Source organism: Flavobacterium ranwuense (genome assembly GCF_004349315.1).
GTDB lineage: Bacteria > Bacteroidota > Bacteroidia > Flavobacteriales > Flavobacteriaceae > Flavobacterium > Flavobacterium ranwuense.
Genome location: NZ_SMLH01000001.1, coordinates 717,986 through 738,580 on the forward strand (window position 1 = coordinate 717,986; position 20,595 = coordinate 738,580).

19 protein-coding genes are annotated in these 20,595 nt (G+C 34.4%); 16 read left to right on the top strand and 3 right to left on the bottom strand.

What is annotated here, in order from left to right; all coding sequences use genetic code 11:
* Position 1: 1 nt before the first annotated feature.
* The 16 genes from E0I61_RS03155 to dusB all read left to right on the top strand — a co-directional run bounded on the left by E0I61_RS03155 (position 2) and on the right by dusB (position 17,258).
* Complete coding sequence (locus E0I61_RS03155; protein ID WP_131990464.1) at positions 2 to 259, top strand: phosphopantetheine-binding protein; 258 nt, start codon at positions 2 to 4, stop codon at positions 257 to 259.
* A gap of 170 nt (positions 260 to 429) precedes the next feature.
* The gene (locus E0I61_RS03160; RefSeq protein ID WP_132069347.1) at positions 430 to 1,632 is read left to right on the top strand and encodes a beta-ketoacyl-[acyl-carrier-protein] synthase family protein; all 1,203 of its coding nucleotides are present in this window, start codon (positions 430 to 432) and stop codon (positions 1,630 to 1,632) included.
* Positions 1,629 to 2,693 carry a beta-ketoacyl synthase chain length factor gene (locus E0I61_RS03165; protein WP_132069349.1) on the top strand — a complete coding sequence of 355 codons (1,065 nt, stop codon included), beginning with the start codon at positions 1,629 to 1,631 and terminating at the stop codon, positions 2,691 to 2,693. The genes E0I61_RS03160 and E0I61_RS03165 overlap by 4 nt, the downstream gene beginning before the upstream one ends.
* A 53-nt stretch (positions 2,694 to 2,746) precedes the next feature.
* Complete coding sequence (locus tag E0I61_RS03170; protein ID WP_235832055.1) at positions 2,747 to 3,463, top strand: polysaccharide deacetylase family protein; 717 nt, start codon at positions 2,747 to 2,749, stop codon at positions 3,461 to 3,463.
* Positions 3,453 to 4,088, top strand: coding sequence for a LolA family protein (locus E0I61_RS03175; protein ID WP_132069352.1), 636 nt, complete (start codon positions 3,453 to 3,455; stop codon positions 4,086 to 4,088). Before E0I61_RS03170 ends, E0I61_RS03175 begins: the two co-directional genes overlap by 11 nt.
* Entirely contained in the window at positions 4,054 to 4,692 is a 639-nt protein-coding gene (locus E0I61_RS03180; RefSeq protein WP_165930170.1) for a hypothetical protein, read from the top strand. The genes E0I61_RS03175 and E0I61_RS03180 overlap by 35 nt, the downstream gene beginning before the upstream one ends.
* A 5-nt stretch (positions 4,693 to 4,697) precedes the next feature.
* A complete protein-coding gene (locus tag E0I61_RS03185) occupies positions 4,698 to 5,279 on the top strand; it encodes an outer membrane beta-barrel protein (protein WP_132069354.1) in 582 nt (193 codons plus the stop codon).
* A gap of 14 nt (positions 5,280 to 5,293) precedes the next feature.
* Entirely contained in the window at positions 5,294 to 5,935 is a 642-nt protein-coding gene (locus E0I61_RS03190; protein WP_132069356.1) for an outer membrane beta-barrel protein, read from the top strand.
* Between the two features lie 5 nt (positions 5,936 to 5,940).
* Positions 5,941 to 6,318, top strand: coding sequence for a hotdog family protein (locus E0I61_RS03195; protein WP_132069358.1), 378 nt, complete (start codon positions 5,941 to 5,943; stop codon positions 6,316 to 6,318).
* Positions 6,315 to 6,800: a hypothetical protein gene (locus tag E0I61_RS03200; protein ID WP_132069360.1), complete on the top strand. Its 486-nt coding sequence runs from the start codon at positions 6,315 to 6,317 to the stop codon at positions 6,798 to 6,800. Before E0I61_RS03195 ends, E0I61_RS03200 begins: the two co-directional genes overlap by 4 nt.
* Before the next feature lie 17 nt (positions 6,801 to 6,817).
* The gene (locus tag E0I61_RS03205) at positions 6,818 to 7,999 is read left to right on the top strand and encodes a DUF2062 domain-containing protein (RefSeq protein ID WP_132069362.1); all 1,182 of its coding nucleotides are present in this window, start codon (positions 6,818 to 6,820) and stop codon (positions 7,997 to 7,999) included.
* 3 nt (positions 8,000 to 8,002) lie between these two features.
* Positions 8,003 to 11,689 (top strand): 1-acyl-sn-glycerol-3-phosphate acyltransferase, encoded by a 3,687-nt coding sequence (locus tag E0I61_RS03210; protein ID WP_132069364.1) that lies wholly within the window; start codon positions 8,003 to 8,005, stop codon positions 11,687 to 11,689.
* A complete protein-coding gene (locus E0I61_RS03215; protein ID WP_131990453.1) occupies positions 11,686 to 13,203 on the top strand; it encodes a phytoene desaturase family protein in 1,518 nt (505 codons plus the stop codon). Before E0I61_RS03210 ends, E0I61_RS03215 begins: the two co-directional genes overlap by 4 nt.
* A 17-nt stretch (positions 13,204 to 13,220) precedes the next feature.
* Positions 13,221 to 14,891 (top strand): C45 family autoproteolytic acyltransferase/hydolase, encoded by a 1,671-nt coding sequence (locus tag E0I61_RS03220; protein WP_132069366.1) that lies wholly within the window; start codon positions 13,221 to 13,223, stop codon positions 14,889 to 14,891.
* Positions 14,888 to 16,186, top strand: a complete 1,299-nt coding sequence (locus E0I61_RS03225) for a phenylacetate--CoA ligase (protein ID WP_132069368.1) — start codon at positions 14,888 to 14,890, stop codon at positions 16,184 to 16,186. The genes E0I61_RS03220 and E0I61_RS03225 overlap by 4 nt, the downstream gene beginning before the upstream one ends.
* A gap of 79 nt (positions 16,187 to 16,265) precedes the next feature.
* The gene (dusB, locus tag E0I61_RS03230; protein WP_131990450.1) at positions 16,266 to 17,258 is read left to right on the top strand and encodes a tRNA dihydrouridine synthase DusB; all 993 of its coding nucleotides are present in this window, start codon (positions 16,266 to 16,268) and stop codon (positions 17,256 to 17,258) included.
* A gap of 40 nt (positions 17,259 to 17,298) precedes the next feature.
* On the opposite strand, the gene E0I61_RS03235 is transcribed toward dusB, so the two are convergent.
* The 3 genes from E0I61_RS03235 to rbfA form a co-directional block, all read right to left on the bottom strand.
* A complete protein-coding gene (locus E0I61_RS03235) occupies positions 17,299 to 18,726 on the bottom strand; it encodes an MATE family efflux transporter (protein ID WP_132069370.1) in 1,428 nt (475 codons plus the stop codon).
* Between the two features lie 167 nt (positions 18,727 to 18,893).
* Positions 18,894 to 20,093 (bottom strand): ABC transporter permease, encoded by a 1,200-nt coding sequence (locus E0I61_RS03240; protein WP_132069372.1) that lies wholly within the window; start codon positions 20,091 to 20,093, stop codon positions 18,894 to 18,896.
* Between the two features lie 3 nt (positions 20,094 to 20,096).
* Positions 20,097 to 20,489 carry a 30S ribosome-binding factor RbfA gene (gene rbfA / locus E0I61_RS03245; RefSeq protein WP_131990447.1) on the bottom strand — a complete coding sequence of 131 codons (393 nt, stop codon included), beginning with the start codon at positions 20,487 to 20,489 and terminating at the stop codon, positions 20,097 to 20,099.
* Positions 20,490 to 20,595: the final 106 nt, after the last annotated feature.

Genomic DNA, 20,595 nt, shown 5'->3' on the forward strand with positions numbered 1-20,595 from the left:
TATGGAAGCATTAAAGCAGGAATTAAAAGAAAAAATAATAGCCGTTTTGAATTTAGAAGACATTAATCTGGAAGACATCAACGACAATGACCCTTTATTTGGCGATGGATTAGGACTGGATTCTATCGATGCATTAGAGCTTATCGTTATGTTGGATAAAGATTACGGAATCAAATTAGTCGATCCAAAAGAAGGGAAAGTTATCTTTCAATCTATTGAAACGATGGGGAATTATATTAAAGAGAATAGAACCAAGTAATTTTAGATTTTAGATTAACGATTTTAGAATTAATAGCTACAGATTTTTACAAAAAATCGATTAAATCTAATCTTTTCGAAAATTTTAAATTTACGATAAATCAAAAATCGTTACCCGAGCCTGAAAGAGCGAACAGGCGAAGTAATCAACATTCAAAAATCAGAAATCCAATGAACAAAGGAGTTGCCATAACTGGAATGGGAATTATCTCTGCTATCGGGAATACGGTAGAAGAAAATTATTTTTCATTAGTGAATAATAAAGCGGCTATTACATCTATCGAAAACATTCCTACGGTTCATAAAGCAGTAATTAAGGTTGGGGAAATAAAGAAAACTAACCAACAATTAGCAGATGAATTGCAACTTGCTGCGGATAATAATTTCTCCAGAACAGCTTTGCTTGGGACAATTGCTGCTAAACAAGCTGTACAAAATGCAGGAATTAGTTCGATTAATGAATACAGAACGGGATTAATTTCGGCAACAAGTGTTGGTGGTATGGACATGACCGAAACACATTATTATGACTATTTTGAAAATGAAAATCTTGTAAAATACATCAGCTGTCATGAAGGTGGTGATGTGGCTCACAAAATTGCCGATGAGCTGGATTTACAAGGAATGGTAACCACTATAAGTACCGCTTGTTCCTCGGCGGCCAATGCGATTATGCTTGGCGCACGATTGATAAAAACAGGAAAATTAGATCGAGTAATTGTTGGTGGAACCGATGCTTTGGCAAAATTTACGATCAACGGATTCAAAACGCTAATGATTTTATCGGATGGGTATAATATGCCATTTGATAATGACAGAAAAGGATTAAATCTGGGAGAAGCAGCCGCTTATTTGGTTTTAGAATCCGATGCGATTGTTGAGAAAGAAAACAAAAAAGTCTTGGCCCGTGTTTCTGGATATGGAAATGCAAACGACGCTTTTCATCAAACTGCCTCATCAGAAAACGGAGAAGGTGCTTTTCTGGCTATGGAAAAAGCATTTCAGGTTGCGAATTTAAAATCGGAACAAATTGATTATATCAATGTTCATGGAACGGCAACGCCCAATAATGATTTGTCCGAAGGAAGAGCCATTATGCGGATTTTTGGAGAAAATAAAACACCTGATTTCAGTTCCACCAAACCGTTTACAGGACATACTTTGGCCGCTGCGGCCGCCATTGAAGCCGTTTACAGCGTTTTGGCAATTCAGAACAATGTGGTTTTTCCTAATCTGAATTTTAAAACCCCGATGGAAGAATTTAATTTAGTACCACAAACGACTTTAAAACATAAAAATATTGAACATGTTTTGTCGAATTCTTTTGGATTTGGCGGGAATTGTTCGACTCTTATATTTTCCAAAAGCATATGAGAAAGACGTATATCAATGGGGTAGGTTGCATTTCGGCTCAAAAAACTGTTGACACTGTTTTTTTGGAAGAAGCGGAGTTAAATGAAAGCGACACGATACTGCCGTTAAAAATTCCTGTTTACAAAGATTTTATTTCGCCGGTTGCTATCAGAAGAATGGCAAAAGGGGTAAAAAACGGAATTGTGGCTTCGGCATTGGCAATGAAAGAGGCAAAAGTAACAACCGTTGACGCGATTATTACTGGAACAGGAATGGGTTGCATCGAAGATTCGGAGAAGTTTCTAAAAACGATTCTTGAAAATAAGGAGGAATTCTTAACGCCAACCTCTTTTATCCAATCGACACACAATACTGTTGGCGCTCAAATAGCTTTGGGATTGCAGTGTAAGGCGTATAATTTAACGTACGTAAATGGTTCGGTTTCTTTTGAATCGGCTCTTTTGGATGCAAAAATGAAAATGGAAGAAGAGGAAGCATCAACCGTTTTAATTGGCGGTATTGACGAAATTGCCGATTATACAACTTCCCTTTTCAAATTGGCCGGATTTATAAAGAAAGAAAATCAAAGTCCTTATCGAGTTTTAAACTCAACTACAAAAGGAGCTGTTCATGGGGAAGGGGCCATTTTTTTTGCTTTGGAAAACGAAAAAAAAGAGAATACTTATGCTGAAGTTTTGGATATTGAAATCCTGAATAAACTGAAAGTAGAGGTTCTTGAAGATAAAATCAAAACTTTTTTGAATGCGAATTCATTGCAAATTTCTGATATTGATGCAGTTATTTTAGGTTACAATGGCGATGTCGAATATGATACGTATTACAATACTCTTTCGGAAAATGCTTTTGTAAATACGCCACAGGTTTATTACAAACATTTGTGCGGAGAATTCAATACCGCATCTGCATTTGGATTGTGGGTGGGTGCAAAAATCATCAAAACACAACAAATCCCTGAAATTTTAAAAGTAAATACCCTAGAAAATACAGAATATAAAACGATCCTTTTATACAATCAATACAAAGGAATTGACCATAGTTTTACTTTAATTTCAAGATGTTGAAACATAAAATAACAACGATTTTTTTTATAACGATTTTAATACTACTGGCTCTTTTGAGTTTTTTTGTAACAATTGAAACTACGTATTTTGTTGGTATTGGTTTTATTTGGTTTTTAATTGTAATGATTGGCTCTTCATTTATTTCTTCCAATTATCATGTAAAAGCCTATTGCAATAATCCTTCGGAAAAAGAAAAAAAAATAGCCTTAACATTTGATGATGGTCCAGATGAAATGACTTTGTTGGTTTTGGATTTATTAAAAAGATACGATGCCAAAGCCACTTTTTTTTGCATTGGAAAAAACATCGAAAAACATCCTGAAATTCTCCAACGAATTGTCGCCGAAGGACATCTTGTGGGAAATCATTCGTTCAGTCATTCTCATTTTTTTGATTTTTATAGAAAAAATAAAGTAACGGCAGAATTACAAAAAACAAATGCGCTAATTGAGAAAATTTCGGGAAAGAAAACGCAGCTTTTTCGCCCTCCCTACGGAGTTACAAATCCCTCCATTCGTCGTGCTTTAGAAATTACAAAACATAAAGCAATTGGCTGGAATATCAGATCTTTGGACGGTGTGATTAAAAACGAAAAAAAGATTTTTGATAGAATTATAAAACGTGTAAAGCCGGGCGGAATTGTACTTTTGCACGATACGTCTATGCATTCCGTAAATGTCTTGGAACAATTTTTGCAGTTTTTGCAAAAAAATAATTATACGGTTGTTTCGTTAGAACAACTTTTGAATATAGAAGCTTATGAAAACTAAAATCTATTTGTTAGTATTATTTTTATGCCTTTGTAACTGGTCTTCGTTTGCCCAGGAACAAAAAATGACCGAAAGCGAAATTGTTGCTTTCAAACAATCAGTTGCCGTTGTTTCTAAAAAAATAAAGTCTTTAAGCACTGATTTTACACAATACAAACACATGGCTTTTTTGTCGAAAGACATTGAAACTTCGGGGAGAATGGTTTTTAAAGAACCAAGTTTATTACAGTGGCAATATAAAAAGCCATACAGTTATTCGATCATTTTTAAGAATGGAAAAATTCTGATTAATGACGAAGGGAAGAAAAGTGCCGTTAATGTAGGAAACAGCAAAATATTTGCAAAAATCAACAAGCTTATAGTTGGTAGTGTAAGCGGAGATATGTTTGATGACAAAGAATTTACGATAAGCTATTTCAAAAATAAAGGACAAAATATTACCAAGTTCATTCCAAAAGATGCTACACTAAAAAAATATATCAAACAAATTGAATTGACTTTTGATAAAGAAGATGCGACCGTGGTTCAAGTAAAACTAATGGAATCCGCAGAGGATTTTACCCGAATTGTACTAAAAAATAAAGTGATAAATGCTAAAATCGACGATTCTTTTTTTACGAATTAGTTGTTTACTAATTCTTGTTTTGTCTTCTTGTGCAACAAATACAGTTGTAAAAGATTTTACCCCTGCAACTTTTGAAATAACAACCTTTGTAGCTCCATATTTTTCAAATCCGGAAATCGATTATGTGTATAAAGCGAATATAACCGTTTATGGAAATGAATTGACGGGGATTTTTATCGCAAAAAAGATAAATGATACCACGCACAGAGTCGTTTTTACGACTGAATTCGGTAATAAATTATTGGATTTTGAAATTTCGGAAACCGATTTTAAAGTCAATTCAATTGTGGAAGAATTAGATAAAAAAATCCTTGTCAATACTCTAAAAACAGATTTCAGGTTGCTTCTTAGAAACCAATTTTTGATTAATGAGCAATTCGAGAATGCAACCGATAAAGTTTATAAATCCAAAGATGGAAATCGATTTAACACCCTTTTTGTATCAAAAGCTGGCGAAAAGTTATACAAAATTGTGCATTCTTCTAAAACAAAAGAAAAAATAAACATCAATTTTGTTTCAGAAAACAATATTTTTGCGGAAAAGATTGTCATTCAACATCAAAATATAAAACTAAGAATAGAACTCAATTATTTTAAACAATAAACAATATGAAAAAAGGATTTTTCATCGCACTCTGTGTCTTTTTCGGAATTGCTCAAACACAAGCTCAAGTTACTTTCAAACCAGGATTAAGAGCCGGTTTGAACTTCTCGCATTTTACAAAAGGAGATAATTATTATTCTTCTAGTTATGACCCTGCAAGTGGTGGTAGTAATGCCAACTTTACAACGAAAACAGATTTTTATATTGCATTTTATGGTGCTTTAAAACTCACTAAATATTATACTTTACAGCCTGAGATTGAATACTCCGAGCAAGGCTCAAAATATAATGGGAATACCAATTTGAATGTCAATTATTTGTCTTTAAAGATGCTGAATAAATTCACTTTTAATGATCAGTTTAATATTCATGTTGGTCCAACAATTGATTTTGTGGTAGATAATAATTTTGACACCGATAGCGATGTTGATTTGGCTTTCGTATTGGGCGCGGGATATAATTTCAATTCAAATTTTGGAATAGAAGCAAGAGTAAAAAAAGGAATTGTTCCTGTAATAGATACGGATGTTAACCATATGAATGTTGTTTTCCAATTGGGGGTAACGTACACATTTGATGTGAAATAACATAAAAATATAAAATGTCTAAAAAAGGATTTATTATTGCCGTTTTTGCACTTTTAGGAGTCGCACAAGTTCAAGCCCAAGTAACTTTCAAGCCCGGTATACAAATAGGCTTAAATTTTTCAAAAATACAAAATGCAAATCTTAGCACAAAAACGGATTTCTATCTTGGGGCTTTTGGAGCATTAAAGCTTTCTAAGTTTTATACCTTACAGCCTGAATTAGTTTATTCGAGACAAGGAGGTAAAGGGAAGGTCGATGGCTTTTATTACGAGCAAGTTTCTCCATTTGAAATCAACACTGTATATGAAGAAAGAGATGCTGATATTTCATTGCAATACCTATCCTTTGTAACTATTAATAAATTTAATTTATACATGAACTTCTATATTCTAGTGGGTCCATGTTTTGACATACTAGTTGGAAATGACTTTAAAATTGATGAGAATAAAGACTTTAATGCAAATGTTTCCAAGGGTGAGGATATCGATTTTGGTATTATAGGAGGCGTAGGCTTTAGTTTACCAAAAGGGATTTCTTTAGAAGCAAGAATTAAAAAAGGGACTAGAGACGTTTTTGATGACAACACTGGTAGTGCAAATGTAAACTCAAATCTAGTTTATCAAATAGGAGCAACGTATATTTTCGGATTAAATTAAATAACATGTTATTAAAAGATTTCTACAAAATACTTTCATTAGAAAAAATCGATACTCAAAAGTATTCGGCTACTATTTTAATTAATGAAAAACATGAGATTTTTAAAGGACATTTTCCTGGAAATCCAATTATGCCGGGAGTCTGTATGATGCAAATTATCAAAGAACTAACAGAACAAATAGCTGAAAGCAGTTTGATGATGCAAACACTTACGAATGTTAAGTTCATGGCTTTAATCAATCCGGATGTCACGTCTGAATTGCGTTTAGAATTGGATGTTGTAATTTCGGAAGACGGCTTAGTAAAAGTAAAAAATACGACCTTTTTTAATGAAACGATAGCACTAAAATTAAGTAGTGTTTACAAAAAAACAGCATCATGAAATTGTTCTTCTCATTAGTTCTACTGATTAATTTTTTTTCTAATCCTGAGCTTTCAGAAATTAGAAAATTATACCTAAATGCGGTGAATTCAGAAAGTTTATCAAAAGAATTGTTCTCAAAACTTGCGTGTATTACAAATGATGACAATAAAACACTGCTAGCTTACAAAGGCGCATCGATAATATTGCTGTCGAAATCCGCAAAAAAAGTTGCAGATAAAACGAAAGCTTTTAAAGAAGGCGCAAAACTGGTTGAATTTGCTGTAGCAAACGAACCGAATGCTATAGAAATCCGATTAATTCGTTTGAGTATTCAGGAAAACGTGCCTAAAATTGTAAAATATAATAAAAACATAAAAGAAGATAAGCATTTCATATTGACCCATTATAAGGAGCAATCTGCCACTTTAAAAGAATATGTGAAAAATTTTATTATGCAATCCAAAAGCTTTTCAGCAATAGAAAAACAAACTGTCAAATAGTTAGCAGCGATAAATAAATGGAAGGTAATTTATATGATATTGACAGTGTCAATCGACTGAAAGTTTGTGTTATTGTACCCACGTATAATAACTGTAAAACGGTAAAAGGAGTTCTCGATTCTATTTTGCATTATACTTCAAATATTATTATTGTTAACGACGGTTCCACTGATGAAACGGCTCGGATTTTAGAGGATTATACCCAACTGGTTCAAATATATTTTCCTGAAAATAGTGGAAAAGGATTGGCGTTGCGAGCTGGTTTTAAAAAAGCAAAAGAATTAAATTACAATTACGCTATAACTATTGATTCGGATGGCCAGCATTTTGCGTCGGACATCCCGAAATTCATTGATGCGCTAGAAAGTGAAGGCGAAGTTTTGCTGATAGGAAGCCGTAATATGATGCAGGAAGGCGTTCCTAAGAAAAGTAGTTTTGGTAATAAATTTTCTAATTTTTGGTTTTGGTTTGAAACTGGAATCCGATTGGAAGACACACAGTCCGGTTACAGATTATACCCATTAAGTAGCATTCCTGTCAATTATTTCACTCCCAAATTTGAATTTGAGATTGAAGTTATTGTCCGTTCTGCTTGGAAAGGCATTCGGGTGAAGAATATTCCAATTCAGGTCTTGTATGATCCAACGGAACGAGTTTCTCATTTTCGACCCTTCCGTGATTTTACTCGAATCAGCATTCTGAATACTGTTTTTGTTTTCATCACGCTTTTATATATCAAACCGAGAGATTTTTTCCGTAGCCTAAAAAAAAAAGGAATCAGGAAGTTTTTTCTGGAAAATATCCTGGAAAGCAATGATTCTAATGCAAGAAAATCATTTTCGATTGCACTAGGTGTTTTTATAGGAATCTCACCGTTTTGGGGATTTCAAACGGTTCTTGTTCTGTTTTTGGCGGTTGTATTTAAACTGAATAAAGCCATTTCGTTTACTTTTTCCAACATCAGTTTTCCCCCGCTGATTCCTTTTATTATTTATGGGTCATTGAAAATTGGCGGCTATTTTAGTAACAATAAAACGCATTTATTTTTAGACACTTCCATGACTTTTTCCGATATTCAGAATAATATTCACCAATATCTCGTTGGAAGTTTTATTTTAGCCATTATGATGTCAATAATTTTTGGTCTTTCGGGTTATTTTGCATTGACGCTTTTTAGTACTTTTAAAATTAAAAAATAAAGAATGCACCATTATTTTTTTGCCATTCATTCCTTTGTGAATAGAAGGAAATTCCTTTCTATTGGAATTGCATCAGTCGTACTTATTGTATTTGGTTTTTTCGCTACCAAGATTAAATTTAGTGAAGACATTACCAAATTAATTCCGACCAACGAGAAATCGGATGTTACTGCAAAAGTTTTAAACCAATTGAATTTTGCCGATAAAATCACCGTTACGATTCATCTTGAAAAAGAAGGGACTTCGGAGGATTTAGCCGAATACGCCCATGCTTTTTTAGACAGCGTTTCCAAGGAATGTAAACCTTATATTAACTCCATTCAGGGAAAAATTGACGAAGAAAATATTCAGGAAACAATGGATTTTGTATATAACAATTTGCCGTTATTTTTAGATGAAAAAGATTATGCAACCATTCAAAATAAATTGAAAAAAGACAGTCTTGCGAATAGCGTTGCCGGCAATTACAAAACCTTAATTTCGCCAACAGGGATTGTTGCCAAAGATTTTATACTTCAAGATCCGTTGGGAATTTCTTTTATTGGATTAAAAAAATTGCAACAGCTCAATATAGGAGATGATTTTCAGTTGGAAAACGGCTTTGTAATGACCAAAGACAAAAAGAAATTACTCTTGTTTATTACGCCCGCTTTGCCATCAAGTGAAACGGAAAAGAATACTTTTTTTGTTGCCAGACTCAACGCGATAAAAGACCATTTAAATCAGCAGTTTAAAAACAAAGCTGGAGCAAGTTATTTTGGATCAACACTTATTGCAGTTGCCAATGCCAATCAGATTAAGAGCGATATCATTATGACAACCACCGTTGCGATGATTGCGTTAATGTTGATTTTAATTCTGTTTTATAGAAAAATATACATTCCGCTGATTGTTTTTTTGCCGACTGTTTTCGGCGGACTTTTTGCCATTGCGTTATTGTATTTTGTCAAAGGTACGATTTCGGCAATTTCGTTGGGAATTGGCTCGGTTTTACTGGGAATCACCATCGATTATTCGCTGCATATTCTCACGCATTATAAACATAACAGTGACGTAAAAACTTTGTATAGAGACATTACAATGCCTTTAATTATGAGCAGCACAACGACAGCTGTTGCTTTTTTATGTTTGCTTTTCGTAAAGTCGGAAGCATTGAATGATTTGGGAATCTTTGCGGCAACTATTGTAGTGGCTTCGGCAGTATTTTCATTGCTTTTTGTACCACATTTGTACAAACCCAAAGAAGAAAATTTTGGACACAAGAAAAACAGTATCGATAATCTGGCGAATTTCTCTTTTCATAAAAATAAATTCCTGATTGGGAGTTGTATCGTAATTATAATTGCCTGTTTTTTTACTTACGATAAAGTGGTTTTCAATAACGATTTATCGCAATTGAATTATGTTCCAAAAGAAATAAAAGCAGCAGAAAAAGAATTGGAAGAAAGCACTAATATTACTTCTAAATCAATTTACCTGGCTTCTTATGGCAATTCTATGGAGGAAGTTTTACAAAACAATAACAAGCTGTTTTCAAGTTTAGCAAAGGAAAAGTCAACCCGCAAAATTCTAAATTATAGCTCCATAGGCGGCATCGTGATTTCCGAAAAAGAACAACAAAAAAGAATCGATACTTGGAATTCCTTTTGGGATGAAAATAAGAAAGCAGATTTAAGGAGGGATTTAATTTCTGAAGGTACAAAATTCGGCTTTGAGCCGTCAACACATCATGTTTTTTTCGAGCATTTAAACAAGACTTTTAAACCGATTGCTTTTGAAGAATATGCACAGCTCAATGCCTTGCAACTTAAAGAATTTGTAACGAAAAAAAACGAATTTTTCACGATTTCGACTTTAGTAAAAGTTTCCAACGATCAACGGGATGCTTTTGTAAAATCAGTGTCATCTGAGCCACATTTAGTGGTTATCGATCGTCAGCAAATGAATGAGACTTTTCTTGGCGAACTCAAAACAGATTTCACCACATTGGTCAATTATTCTTTTATCGCTGTGGTTCTCATCTTGTTTTTATTTTTCAGAAGAATAGAATTGGTTATCATCAGTTGCATTCCAATCGTTATTACTGGAGTTGTTACGGCAGGAATTATGGGTGTTTTTAATATTCAACTGAATATTTTCAGCGTGATCGTTTGCACTTTAATTTTTGGACACGGTGTTGATTTCAGTATTTTTATGACTAGTGCATTGCAAAAAGAATATACCAACGGAAAAAACGAAATTGCGATTTACCGAACGTCAATAATTTTGGCGGCAATTACGACCATTTTAGGAATTGGTGCGTTGGTCTTTGCGAAACATCCGGCATTGATTTCGATTTCATCAGTCTCGTTGATCGGGGTTTTCGCCGCATTGATTATTACGTTTATTTTTTATCCAATTTTGTTCAAATTATTCTTGTCGAACAGACCCAAAAACGGAAAAGCACCATTCGAAATTAAAAGAGTATTACATTCAATTTTATCCTTCACGTATTATGGATTAGGAGGTTTTCTTTTATCTGTTATCAGTGTTGTTTTGATGAAAATAATTCCAATTTCCAGAATAAAAAAGGAGAAAGCATTTCATTTTCTAATGTCGAAATTCATGCAATCGGTGTTAGTCTCCTATCCGTCGATTCGTAGAAAAATAATCAATACACAAAACGAAACCTTCGATAAACCTGTCGTAATCATTGCAAATCACACCTCTTTTTTGGATATTTTAGCTATTGGGATGTTAAGTCCAAAAATTATATTTTTGGTTAGCGATTGGGTTTATAATTCCCCAATTTTTGGCAAAGGCGTTCGGTTGGCTGGATTTTATCCAGTTTCCAGCGGGATAGATAATGGTATTGAACATTTGAGAGCTAAAATTGATCAGGGATTTTCATTAATGGTTTTTCCGGAAGGAACGCGTTCCGTGGATAATACGATTAAACGTTTTCACAAAGGCGCCTTTTATTTGGCGGAACAATTCCAGTTAGATATCGTTCCTGTTGTCATTCATGGGTATTCTGAAGTGTTGCCTAAAGGTGATTTCGTTATCAACGGCGGAACAACAACAGTAGAAATTTTAAAACGGATTGCTCCTGATGATGTTACTTTCGGTAAAGATTATTCAGAACGAACAAAGAAAATAAGCACTTTTTTTAAAGCGCATTACAAAAAAATGCGTCAGGAATTAGAGGGGCCGGACTATTTCAAAAAAATGATCATTAATAGTTTTGATTATAAAGAAGCCGAGGTCATACAAGCAGTTAAAAAGGATTTGGACAAGCATTTAGAGTTATATTATAGATTAATTAATGATATTTCCCCAAAGGCAAAAGTGCTGCATTTGGCGGATGATTACGGACAATTGGATGTGTTGCTTTCACTTCAGGAATCGCAAAGAAAAGTAGTTTCTTATATTTCGGATGAAGAAAAAAGAGCGGTTGCCAAAATGAATTATATTGTAAAGAAAAGAAGCATTCACTATCTTGAAACTATTGAAAACTTTGAATCAAATAAATATGATGTGGTTTTGATTTCTGATCGACACATCAAAATTAATTTGGAGGATATCGGAAATTTGGCAAAAACGATTATTCTAATAAATGCTCCAAATCTAAAAGACACCGTGTTGAGTCTTGGTTTTGATATTGATATTGAAATTGAAAAAGGGATTATTTTAAGAAAGAACATGCGATGAAAGAGCATTATGATGTGGTTGTTATTGGAAGTGGATTAGGCGGATTAGTGTCTGCAATTATCTTGGCGAAAGAAGGATACAGCGTATGTGTGCTCGAAAAAAACAATCAGTTTGGAGGAAATCTTCAAACTTTTGTCAGGGATAAAACGATTTTCGATACCGGAATACATTATATCGGAGGATTAAGTGAAGGTCAGAATTTGTATAAATATTTCAAATATTTAGGCATTATGGATGATTTGAAACTCAAAAAAATGGATGAGGATGGTTTTGACATTATTTCTTTTGAAGACGAGAATAAGGAATATCCGCATGCGCAAGGGTATGAAAATTTTGCAAATCAATTAGGGAACTATTTCCCCGAAGAAAAAGAATCGATTCAAAAATATTGTGACGAAATTACAAAAACCTGTGATTCATTTCCTTTGTATAATTTGAATTGGGAAGGGAAATACGACAGTGAAATATTGTCAATAAATGCTAAACAATATATAGATGAGTTAACGGATAATAAGAAATTAAGAGCCGTACTTGCGGGATCTAATTTTTTATATGCCGGAATTGAAGAAAAATCCCCTTTTTATGTTCATGCTTTATCCGTAAATTCGTATATTCAAAGTTCTTGGCGTTGCATCAATGGCGGAAGTCAAATTACCAAACAATTGATAAAACAGCTCAAAAAAAATGGCGGTGAAGTCTATAAACACAAAGAAGTTGTTCAGTTTGAGGTAGAAAATAATAAGGTGAATTCGGTTAAGATGAAAGATGGCACTGAAGTTTCAGCCCAGTTTTTTATATCTAATGTAGATCCTAAAACTACTTTGAAAATGGCAGGCAAGGATAATTTCAGAAAGTCATTTTACAACCGAATCCAGAGTTTAGAAGGCGGAATTTCTGCTTTTAGTTTGTATGTGGTTTTCAAACCAGAAACGTTCAGATACTTAAACCATAATTATTACCATTTTAAGGATAGCAATGAAGTTTGGACAGCACATGAGTATTCCGAGGAAACCTGGCCAAAAGCGTTTATGGCTTCGATGAATGCTTCCAAAAAACAGGAAGTTTGGGCTGATGGAATGACTTTTATCACCTATATGAAATTTGATGATTTAAAACCTTGGAAACAAACGTATAATACTGCTGCAGAGAAAGAAGATAGAGGCGAAAGTTACGAATCATTTAAAAATCGGAAATCCGAAAAATTTCTTCAGGGAATAGAACTTAAATTCCCGGGAATTAGAGATTGTATCCAGTCGGTACATACTTCGACACCACTTTCATACAGGGATTATATTGGCGGACACAACGGGAATATGTACGGTTATGAGAAAGATTCCAATAACCCGATGAAAACATTTATTGCTTCAAAAACCAAACTTGATAATTTATATTTGACGGGTCAAAGCATTAATATGCACGGTGTTTTAGGCGTTACAATTGGTGCAGTGGTAACCTGCTCGGAAATTGTGGGAAAAGAATATTTGGTTAATAAAATCAATCAGTTTTTGGAGTAAATGATAAATTAACGGATATGAAAAGACAGTTTCAATTTGCAATTTTATTTGGATTTATCCTAACAATTATTTCATGTGGCACTTCAAAATCAATGCGTCATCAACCACAATTGGCGGGGTATAATAACGCTGTCCCAATTGTGAAAAAACATTCGAGCACTTTTTTCTCTTCGGGGAGTAATTATTTATTGAAAAACAAACAAAACCTTTGGGAGCTTTATGTAGAAGGGGACCCGCTCGAAAGAGGATTAATAATGGGAAGCCTCACAGATTCATTATTAAAAAAACAGGATCGTGTTTTTTTCTCTAAAATAAATGATTTGGTTCCGTCAAAATTCAGACAGAGAGTGCTGCGTAATTTTTTAAAATGGTACAATCGAAAAGTATACCTCAATGTACCTAACGAATATCAAGCCGAAATTTATGGTATTTCACGATATAGCTCACATGAATTTGACTACCTCGCCTCTCCGTTTCTTAGAAGTTTGTATTTGCATGCTGCTCATGATATAGGGCATGCAGTACAGGATTTGGCATTGGTGGGTTGTTCTTCTTTTGCTGCTTGGGGCGAAAAATCGGAAGATGGCAGTTTAATTATAGGCAGGAATTTAGATTTTTATGCCGGTGATGAATTTGCCAAAGATCAAATGGTTGCCTTTATTAATCCAAAAGAAGGCTATCCATTTATGATGGTAACTTGGGCAGGAATGATCGGCGCCATTTCAGGAATGAATAACGAAGGATTGACAGTAACAATTAATTCCGGGAAGTCTAAAATTCCGTTGATTGCCAAAACTCCTGTTTCTATTTTGACGAGAGAAATATTGCAATATGCCGCGACTATTGATGAAGCGATTTCCATTGCCAAAAGCAGAAAAGTCTTTGTTTCCGAATCTATTATGATTGGAAGTGCTCGTGATAAAAAAGCGGTTTTGATTGAAGTTTCTCCAAATGGCTTAGGTGTTTATGATGTTCCAAACAACAATCAATTGCTATGTTCCAATCATTTTCAAAGTGCCGCTTTAAAGAATAACAATAGGAATCAAAAACAAATTAAAAACAGTCATTCTAAATATCGTTTTGAAAGAATGGTGGAATTATTTGATGAAAATAAAAAAATAAATCCTGAAAAAGCAGTTGAAATTCTTCGAAATAAAGATGGTTTGAATAATTTAGCTTTGGGTTATGGAAATGAAAAAGCACTGAATCAATTATTGGCGCATCACGGAATTGTTTTTAAACCAGAACAACGATTGGTTTGGGTCTCATCAAATCCCTATCAAATGGGCGAATTTGTTTGTTATGACTTAAATAAAATTTTCAAGAATAGACATTCAAAAGATTTCATAGTTTCATTGGAACAAGAAAATCTGAATATCCCAAAAGATCCCTTTTTGGAAACCAAGGAATATAAAAATTATGAACTTTATCGAATTGAAGACCGAAAAATAGATTCTTTTTTAAAAAAGAAACAAGATTTACCAACCAATTTTGCCGAAAATTACCAATCTTTGAATCCCGATTATTGGATTGTTTATTACAAAGTAGGACTTTCCTTTTATCAAAAAAAAGAATATAAATTGGCGCAAGAGCAATTCGAAAAAGCATTGACCAAAGAAATTACCACGCTTCCTAAAAAAGAAGAAATTGAAAAGTATTTAAATAAAATTAAAAGAAAACTGCAATGATTCCAAAAATAGAAACCGCCACATTAGCCGAAATTAAAGCTTTTCAGGAGCGAAAATTGTTGGAACTTTTAGATTATGTGAATCAAAATTCGCCTTTTTATAAAACTCTTTTTGAGAAAGAAAACATTGATGTCAGCAAAATCAAAACATTAGAAGATTTACAGTTTTTACCCGTTACAACCAAAGAAGATTTGCAAAAACACAATGATGATTTTCTATGTGTTCCAGCCAATAAAATCATCGATTATGCCACCACATCAGGGACATTAGGCAAACCGGTGACTTTTGGTTTAACCGACAAGGATTTAGATCGACTAGCCTATAATGAAGCCATTTCCTTTGATTGTGCAGGCATAAAAGAAGGTGATATCGTGCAATTGATGACTACCATCGACAGGCGGTTTATGGCTGGATTGGCCTACTTTTTAGGGCTCCGAAAAATGAAAGTTGGCGTGATTCGCGTTGGCGCCGGAATTCCGGAATTGCAATGGGATTCCATTTTAAAATACAAACCAAACTATCTGATAACCGTTCCTTCCTTTTTATTAAAACTCATAGAATATGCCGAGGCTCATAATATTGATTATAACAAATCGGGTATAAAAGGAGCAGTTTGCATTGGAGAATCGCTTAGAAACCAAGACTTTTCGATGAACACCTTGTCTAAAAAAATCACGGATAAATGGAATATTAAGTTGTTTTCAACTTATGCATCTACCGAAATGAGCACAGCTTTTACGGAATGTGAACATTCAATCGGTGGTCATCATCATCCGGAATTAATCATCCTAGAAGTTTTGGACGAAAATAATAAACCTGTAAAAAATGGTGAATCAGGTGAATTGACTTTTACCACTTTAGGAATTGAAGCTATGCCGTTGGTGCGTTTTAAAACCGGAGACATTGTACAATTGCATAATGAACCTTGTGCTTGTGGGAGAAACACTTTGCGTGTTGGACCCGTTATTGGTCGAAAACAACAAATGATAAAATACAAAGGGACGACCTTGTATCCGCCAGCAATGAATGATGTTTTGAATAATTTTTCAACTATAGAAAGTCATATTATCGAAATTTCAACCAATGATTTAGGTACGGATGAAATCCTTATAAAAATTGCCGTAAAACAACAATCCGATACTTTTCTGCAGGAACTAAAAGATCATTTCAGAGCCAAGCTAAGGGTTAGCCCGAAAATTGAATTCACCACAAAAGAAATCCTGAATCCACTGATTTATAATCCGATGAGCAGAAAGCCAATTCATTTTTTTGATAACAGAATTAACACTCTTTAACACTGTCATAATGAGTGTATTATTGCTCTTTTTGTTTTTTTACGTCTAAAAATCGTAATTTTGCAAAAAATTAAAAATAATGGTCAAGATTGGCAACATAATATTACCTGAATTTCCTTTACTTCTCGCGCCCATGGAAGATGTGAGCGATCCGCCTTTTCGCAGATTATGCAAAGCCCATGGTGCCGATTTGATGTATTCGGAATTTATTTCTTCCGAAGGATTGATTCGGGATGCCATCAAAAGCAGAATGAAATTAGATATTTTCGATTACGAACGCCCAGTTGGAATCCAGATTTTTGGTGGAGATGAAGAAGCAATGGCCATGTCCTCAAAAATTGTTTCAGCAGTAAATCCGGATTTAATAGATATTAATTTTGGTTGTCCTGTCAAAAAAGTCGTTTGCAAAGGCGCCGGTGCCGGCGTTTTAAAAGACGTTGATTTGATGATTCGTTTGACTCAGGCTGTTATCGATAGTACACATTTACCGGTGACTGTAAAAACCCGTTTGGGTTGGGATGACAATTCCATTAATATTGATGAAGTTGCGGAGCGTTTGCAAGACATTGGTGTTGCAGCTTTGAGCATACACGCCAGAACTCGTGCCCAAATGTACAAAGGCCATTCCGACTGGTCTCATATTGCCCGAGTAAAAAATAACCCAAGAATCACAATGCCTATTTTTGGAAACGGTGATATCGATTCTCCAGAAAAAGCATTACATTATAAAAACGAATACGGTATCGACGGAATTATGATTGGTCGCGCCGCCATTGGTTATCCTTGGATTTTCGACGAAATCAAACATTACTTCAAAACAGGCGAGCATTTGCCAAAACCTACTGTTGTCGATAGAGTAGAAGCGGTGCGCAACCACCTCACTTGGGCGATGGAATGGAAAGGAGAAAGACTAGGAATTGTTGAAACCAGACCTCATTACACCAATTATTTTAAAGGAATTCATTCCTTCAAAACCCACAAACAAAAATTAGTAACGCTAGATCGTCCTGAAGAGTTGTTTGCCGCTTTGAATGAGATTGAAGAGGCGTATGCAGGATACGAGGTTGTTTAAATATAAAAGGCTTGACAATTAAATTGTCAAGCCTTTTTTCTTATACTTTTATACGTTTCCACTTCCCCCTTTTGTAGAGAACGATACTTGCCAAAGTAATTGCGGTTTCGGCTATAGGAATCGCTATAAAAACACCTGTTGGTCCCATTTTATAATATTTGGATAATAAATAAGCCAGCGGAATTTGGAATAACCAGAATCCGAAAAAATTAATCATTGTTGGAGTCCAGGTATCGCCGGCTCCATTGAATGTATTAATTAACACCATCCCAATTCCGTAAAAAACATATCCCAAACACATTGTTTGTAATGCTTCAACGGCAATCTTTTGAATAATAAGGTCATTCGTGAAAAATGAAATCAGGGAACGGGAAAAAATCAGTGTAATAACCGTAATAATTGCCATAAAAATTACATTGTATTTTGCGGTGGTAAAAACCGATTTTTCGGCACGTTCAATTTGTTTCGCTCCTAAATTTTGCCCCACCAAAGTTGCAGCGGCATTACTTAATCCCCAAGCAGGAAGAATAAAAAACATCATGATGCGCAATGCGGTTTGATATCCAGCTGAACCGTGATCTCCACCTGTGGTGGCGACCAATTGAGCCAGAAATATCCAACTGCAGGAAGCAATTACAAATTGTAATACTCCAGGGGCCGCGATTTTTACCAATGCTTTTATTTGTTCCAGATCTGGGATAAAATAAGAAGGTATGATTTTTAAAATTCCTCTGCCATTAAATAAATGATACAATTGGTACAAAACACCAATACTTCTTCCGATAGTTGTTGCCAATGCGGCACCCATTAATCCGAAAGCAGGAATGGGTCCAAATCCGTTAATTAATATGGGACATAAAATAATGTTGCAAATATTGGCCAACCAAAGACTTTTCATGGCAATGGCAGCATTTCCTGCGCCACGGAATATTCCGTTAATAAGAAATAAAAGCATGATGCATAAACTTCCGCCCATCATAATGCGAGTGAAGTTAACTCCGTATTCAGCAGCTTCAACGGAGGCTCCCATAAGCAACAAGATGTCTTTGGCATAAATAAAACCAAAAATGCTGATTATTGTATTGATAACAAATGCAATAATGATGGCTTGCATTCCGGCTTTTGCGGCAGCGACAGGATCTTTTTCGCCAATTCGACGCGCAACAACTGCAGTAGCGGCCATACTAATTCCGATAGCAACAGAATAAACAATCGTGATTACCGACTCTGTCAAGCCAACCGCTTGAATTGCATAACTGCTTTGCTCTAAATGGCCGACAAAATATAAATCGACTAAAGCGAAAACCGATTCCATAAGCATTTCCAATACCATCGGAATAGCTAGAAGAATTACCCCTTTTTTTATGCTTCCAGACGTATAATCAAAAGGTTCATCTCCTTTGATCGCTTGTTTTAATGTTGTGAAAATTCGAGAAAATAAGTTTTTTTCTAATGTTGTTTCTGTCATGATAAATTAGGATTAATGAGAGGATCAGTCCAGACCTATTAGTCTGAACCAAAAAGTAAATAAAGTGGTCCTAATTATTCGAAAAATAAAGAAGGACTAGACAGAAACTATCATAGCTTTTAGATTTTATGAAAGGTAAATGTAAATATTCTTTTTAATAAAAAAAATTAATCCAATAACTTCTTGCTCACGCGACTACTCGCAATCAGCGAAGCAATAAAGCCAAGCGTGATAATTGTTCCCATAACAATCAGTACATTTTCGAGAGAAAAAATCACAGGATACGCAAGCGTAGGAGTAATCATAACCAGTTGAAAATATTCTTGTAGCAAAACGATTATAATTCCTAAAACCAAGCCAATAATTCCGCCAAAAACACTCAATAAAGTGCCTTGAAGTAGGAATATTTTTCGTAGATCTTTGATTTCAGTTCCAAGATTAAAAAGGGTTTTTAGGTTTCCTTTTTTGTCCAAAATCATCATAATCAATGCGCCAATCAAGTTGAAAAGCGCTACAACTAACACCAAAGTGAATATTAAATACACCGCAATATTCTCGGTATTCAACATTTTATAGAGCGATTCATTGAGTTGTGCCCTGTTTTTTACGGTGATTTTATTGTTGAAAATTGTTTTAAGTTGATCTATAATAGCAGTTTCATCAGCGCCAGTTTTTACTTTGATTTCAATTCCAGAAACCTGATTGGTTTTGTATTCCAATAATTCCTGTGCTAAACCTAAATCGGCAAAAACATATTTCGAATCCAAATCTTCGCTGATGGCATAAATCCCAACAGGGATAATATCCGTTTTATTAAAAGCTTGTTCCGGATTTTCGATAGCGCCTTTTCCTGGTTTTGGAACTAAAACCTCCAATTGACGATTAAAATCCAATAATCCCATCGAGAATTTCTGGGCAATCCCATAACCAACCACCACTTGATACGTATCTGGTTTAAGCCATTGACCATTGAAAAGTTTTGTTTCTATAGCATTTACTTTGCTGAAATTGGAATCAACACCTTTGAGATAAGTAACTTCCTGTTTTCCGTCAAAAATAAATAAAACGCGCTCTTCAATAATTTTAGTATACGAAGCTAAGCCGTCGATTTTCTTGATTTGGCTTTCCTGACTTGGAGAAATCAAAAAGGATTTTCCTAAAGTGCTGCTTATTTTTAGATCAGGATCAATGTCATTGGTAAACGAAAGACTAAAAACTTTCAGTCCGCTAAAAACAGATAAAACCACAAACAAAGCCATGGCGCCAACAATAATTCCCATGCTGGCAATGCGATTGATAATATTGATAGCATTGTTTTTGCTATTGCTAAGAATATAGCGTTTGGCTATGTAAAGGGGGAAATTCAAATTTTATTGAAATCTGCGTTTATCTAAAAGATCTCTGTTTTCTATAGGATTATCTTTATTTGCTAACGCATTGTCAATTTTTTCGATATAGTCTAAAGAGTCGTCAATAAAGAAAACCAAATTAGGAACTTTTCTTAATTGTAAGCGAACACGTTGTGATAAATCGTGTTTTATTGTTTTAGAATTGGACTTAACCGCCTCTAAAATCTCTTTTGCTTTATCCTGAGGAAAAACGCTTAAATGAACTGTAGCCACAGATAAATCTGAAGTTACAATAACCTTGGATACCGAAATAATTAAATTAGCTACTCCGTTTTTTCTCACTTCACCTTGCAGGATATCAACCAAATCTTTTTGGATAACCCCACCTATTTTTTTCTGTCTATTTGTTTCCATGCTGCAAAAATACTACTTTTAAGTTTTATCCCGAAGTTTCGGGGCAAATTTTAAAAGTAACCTGTTAATAGTTGTGTTTTTAGGAGCTATTTCCTGCTGTCCGCTA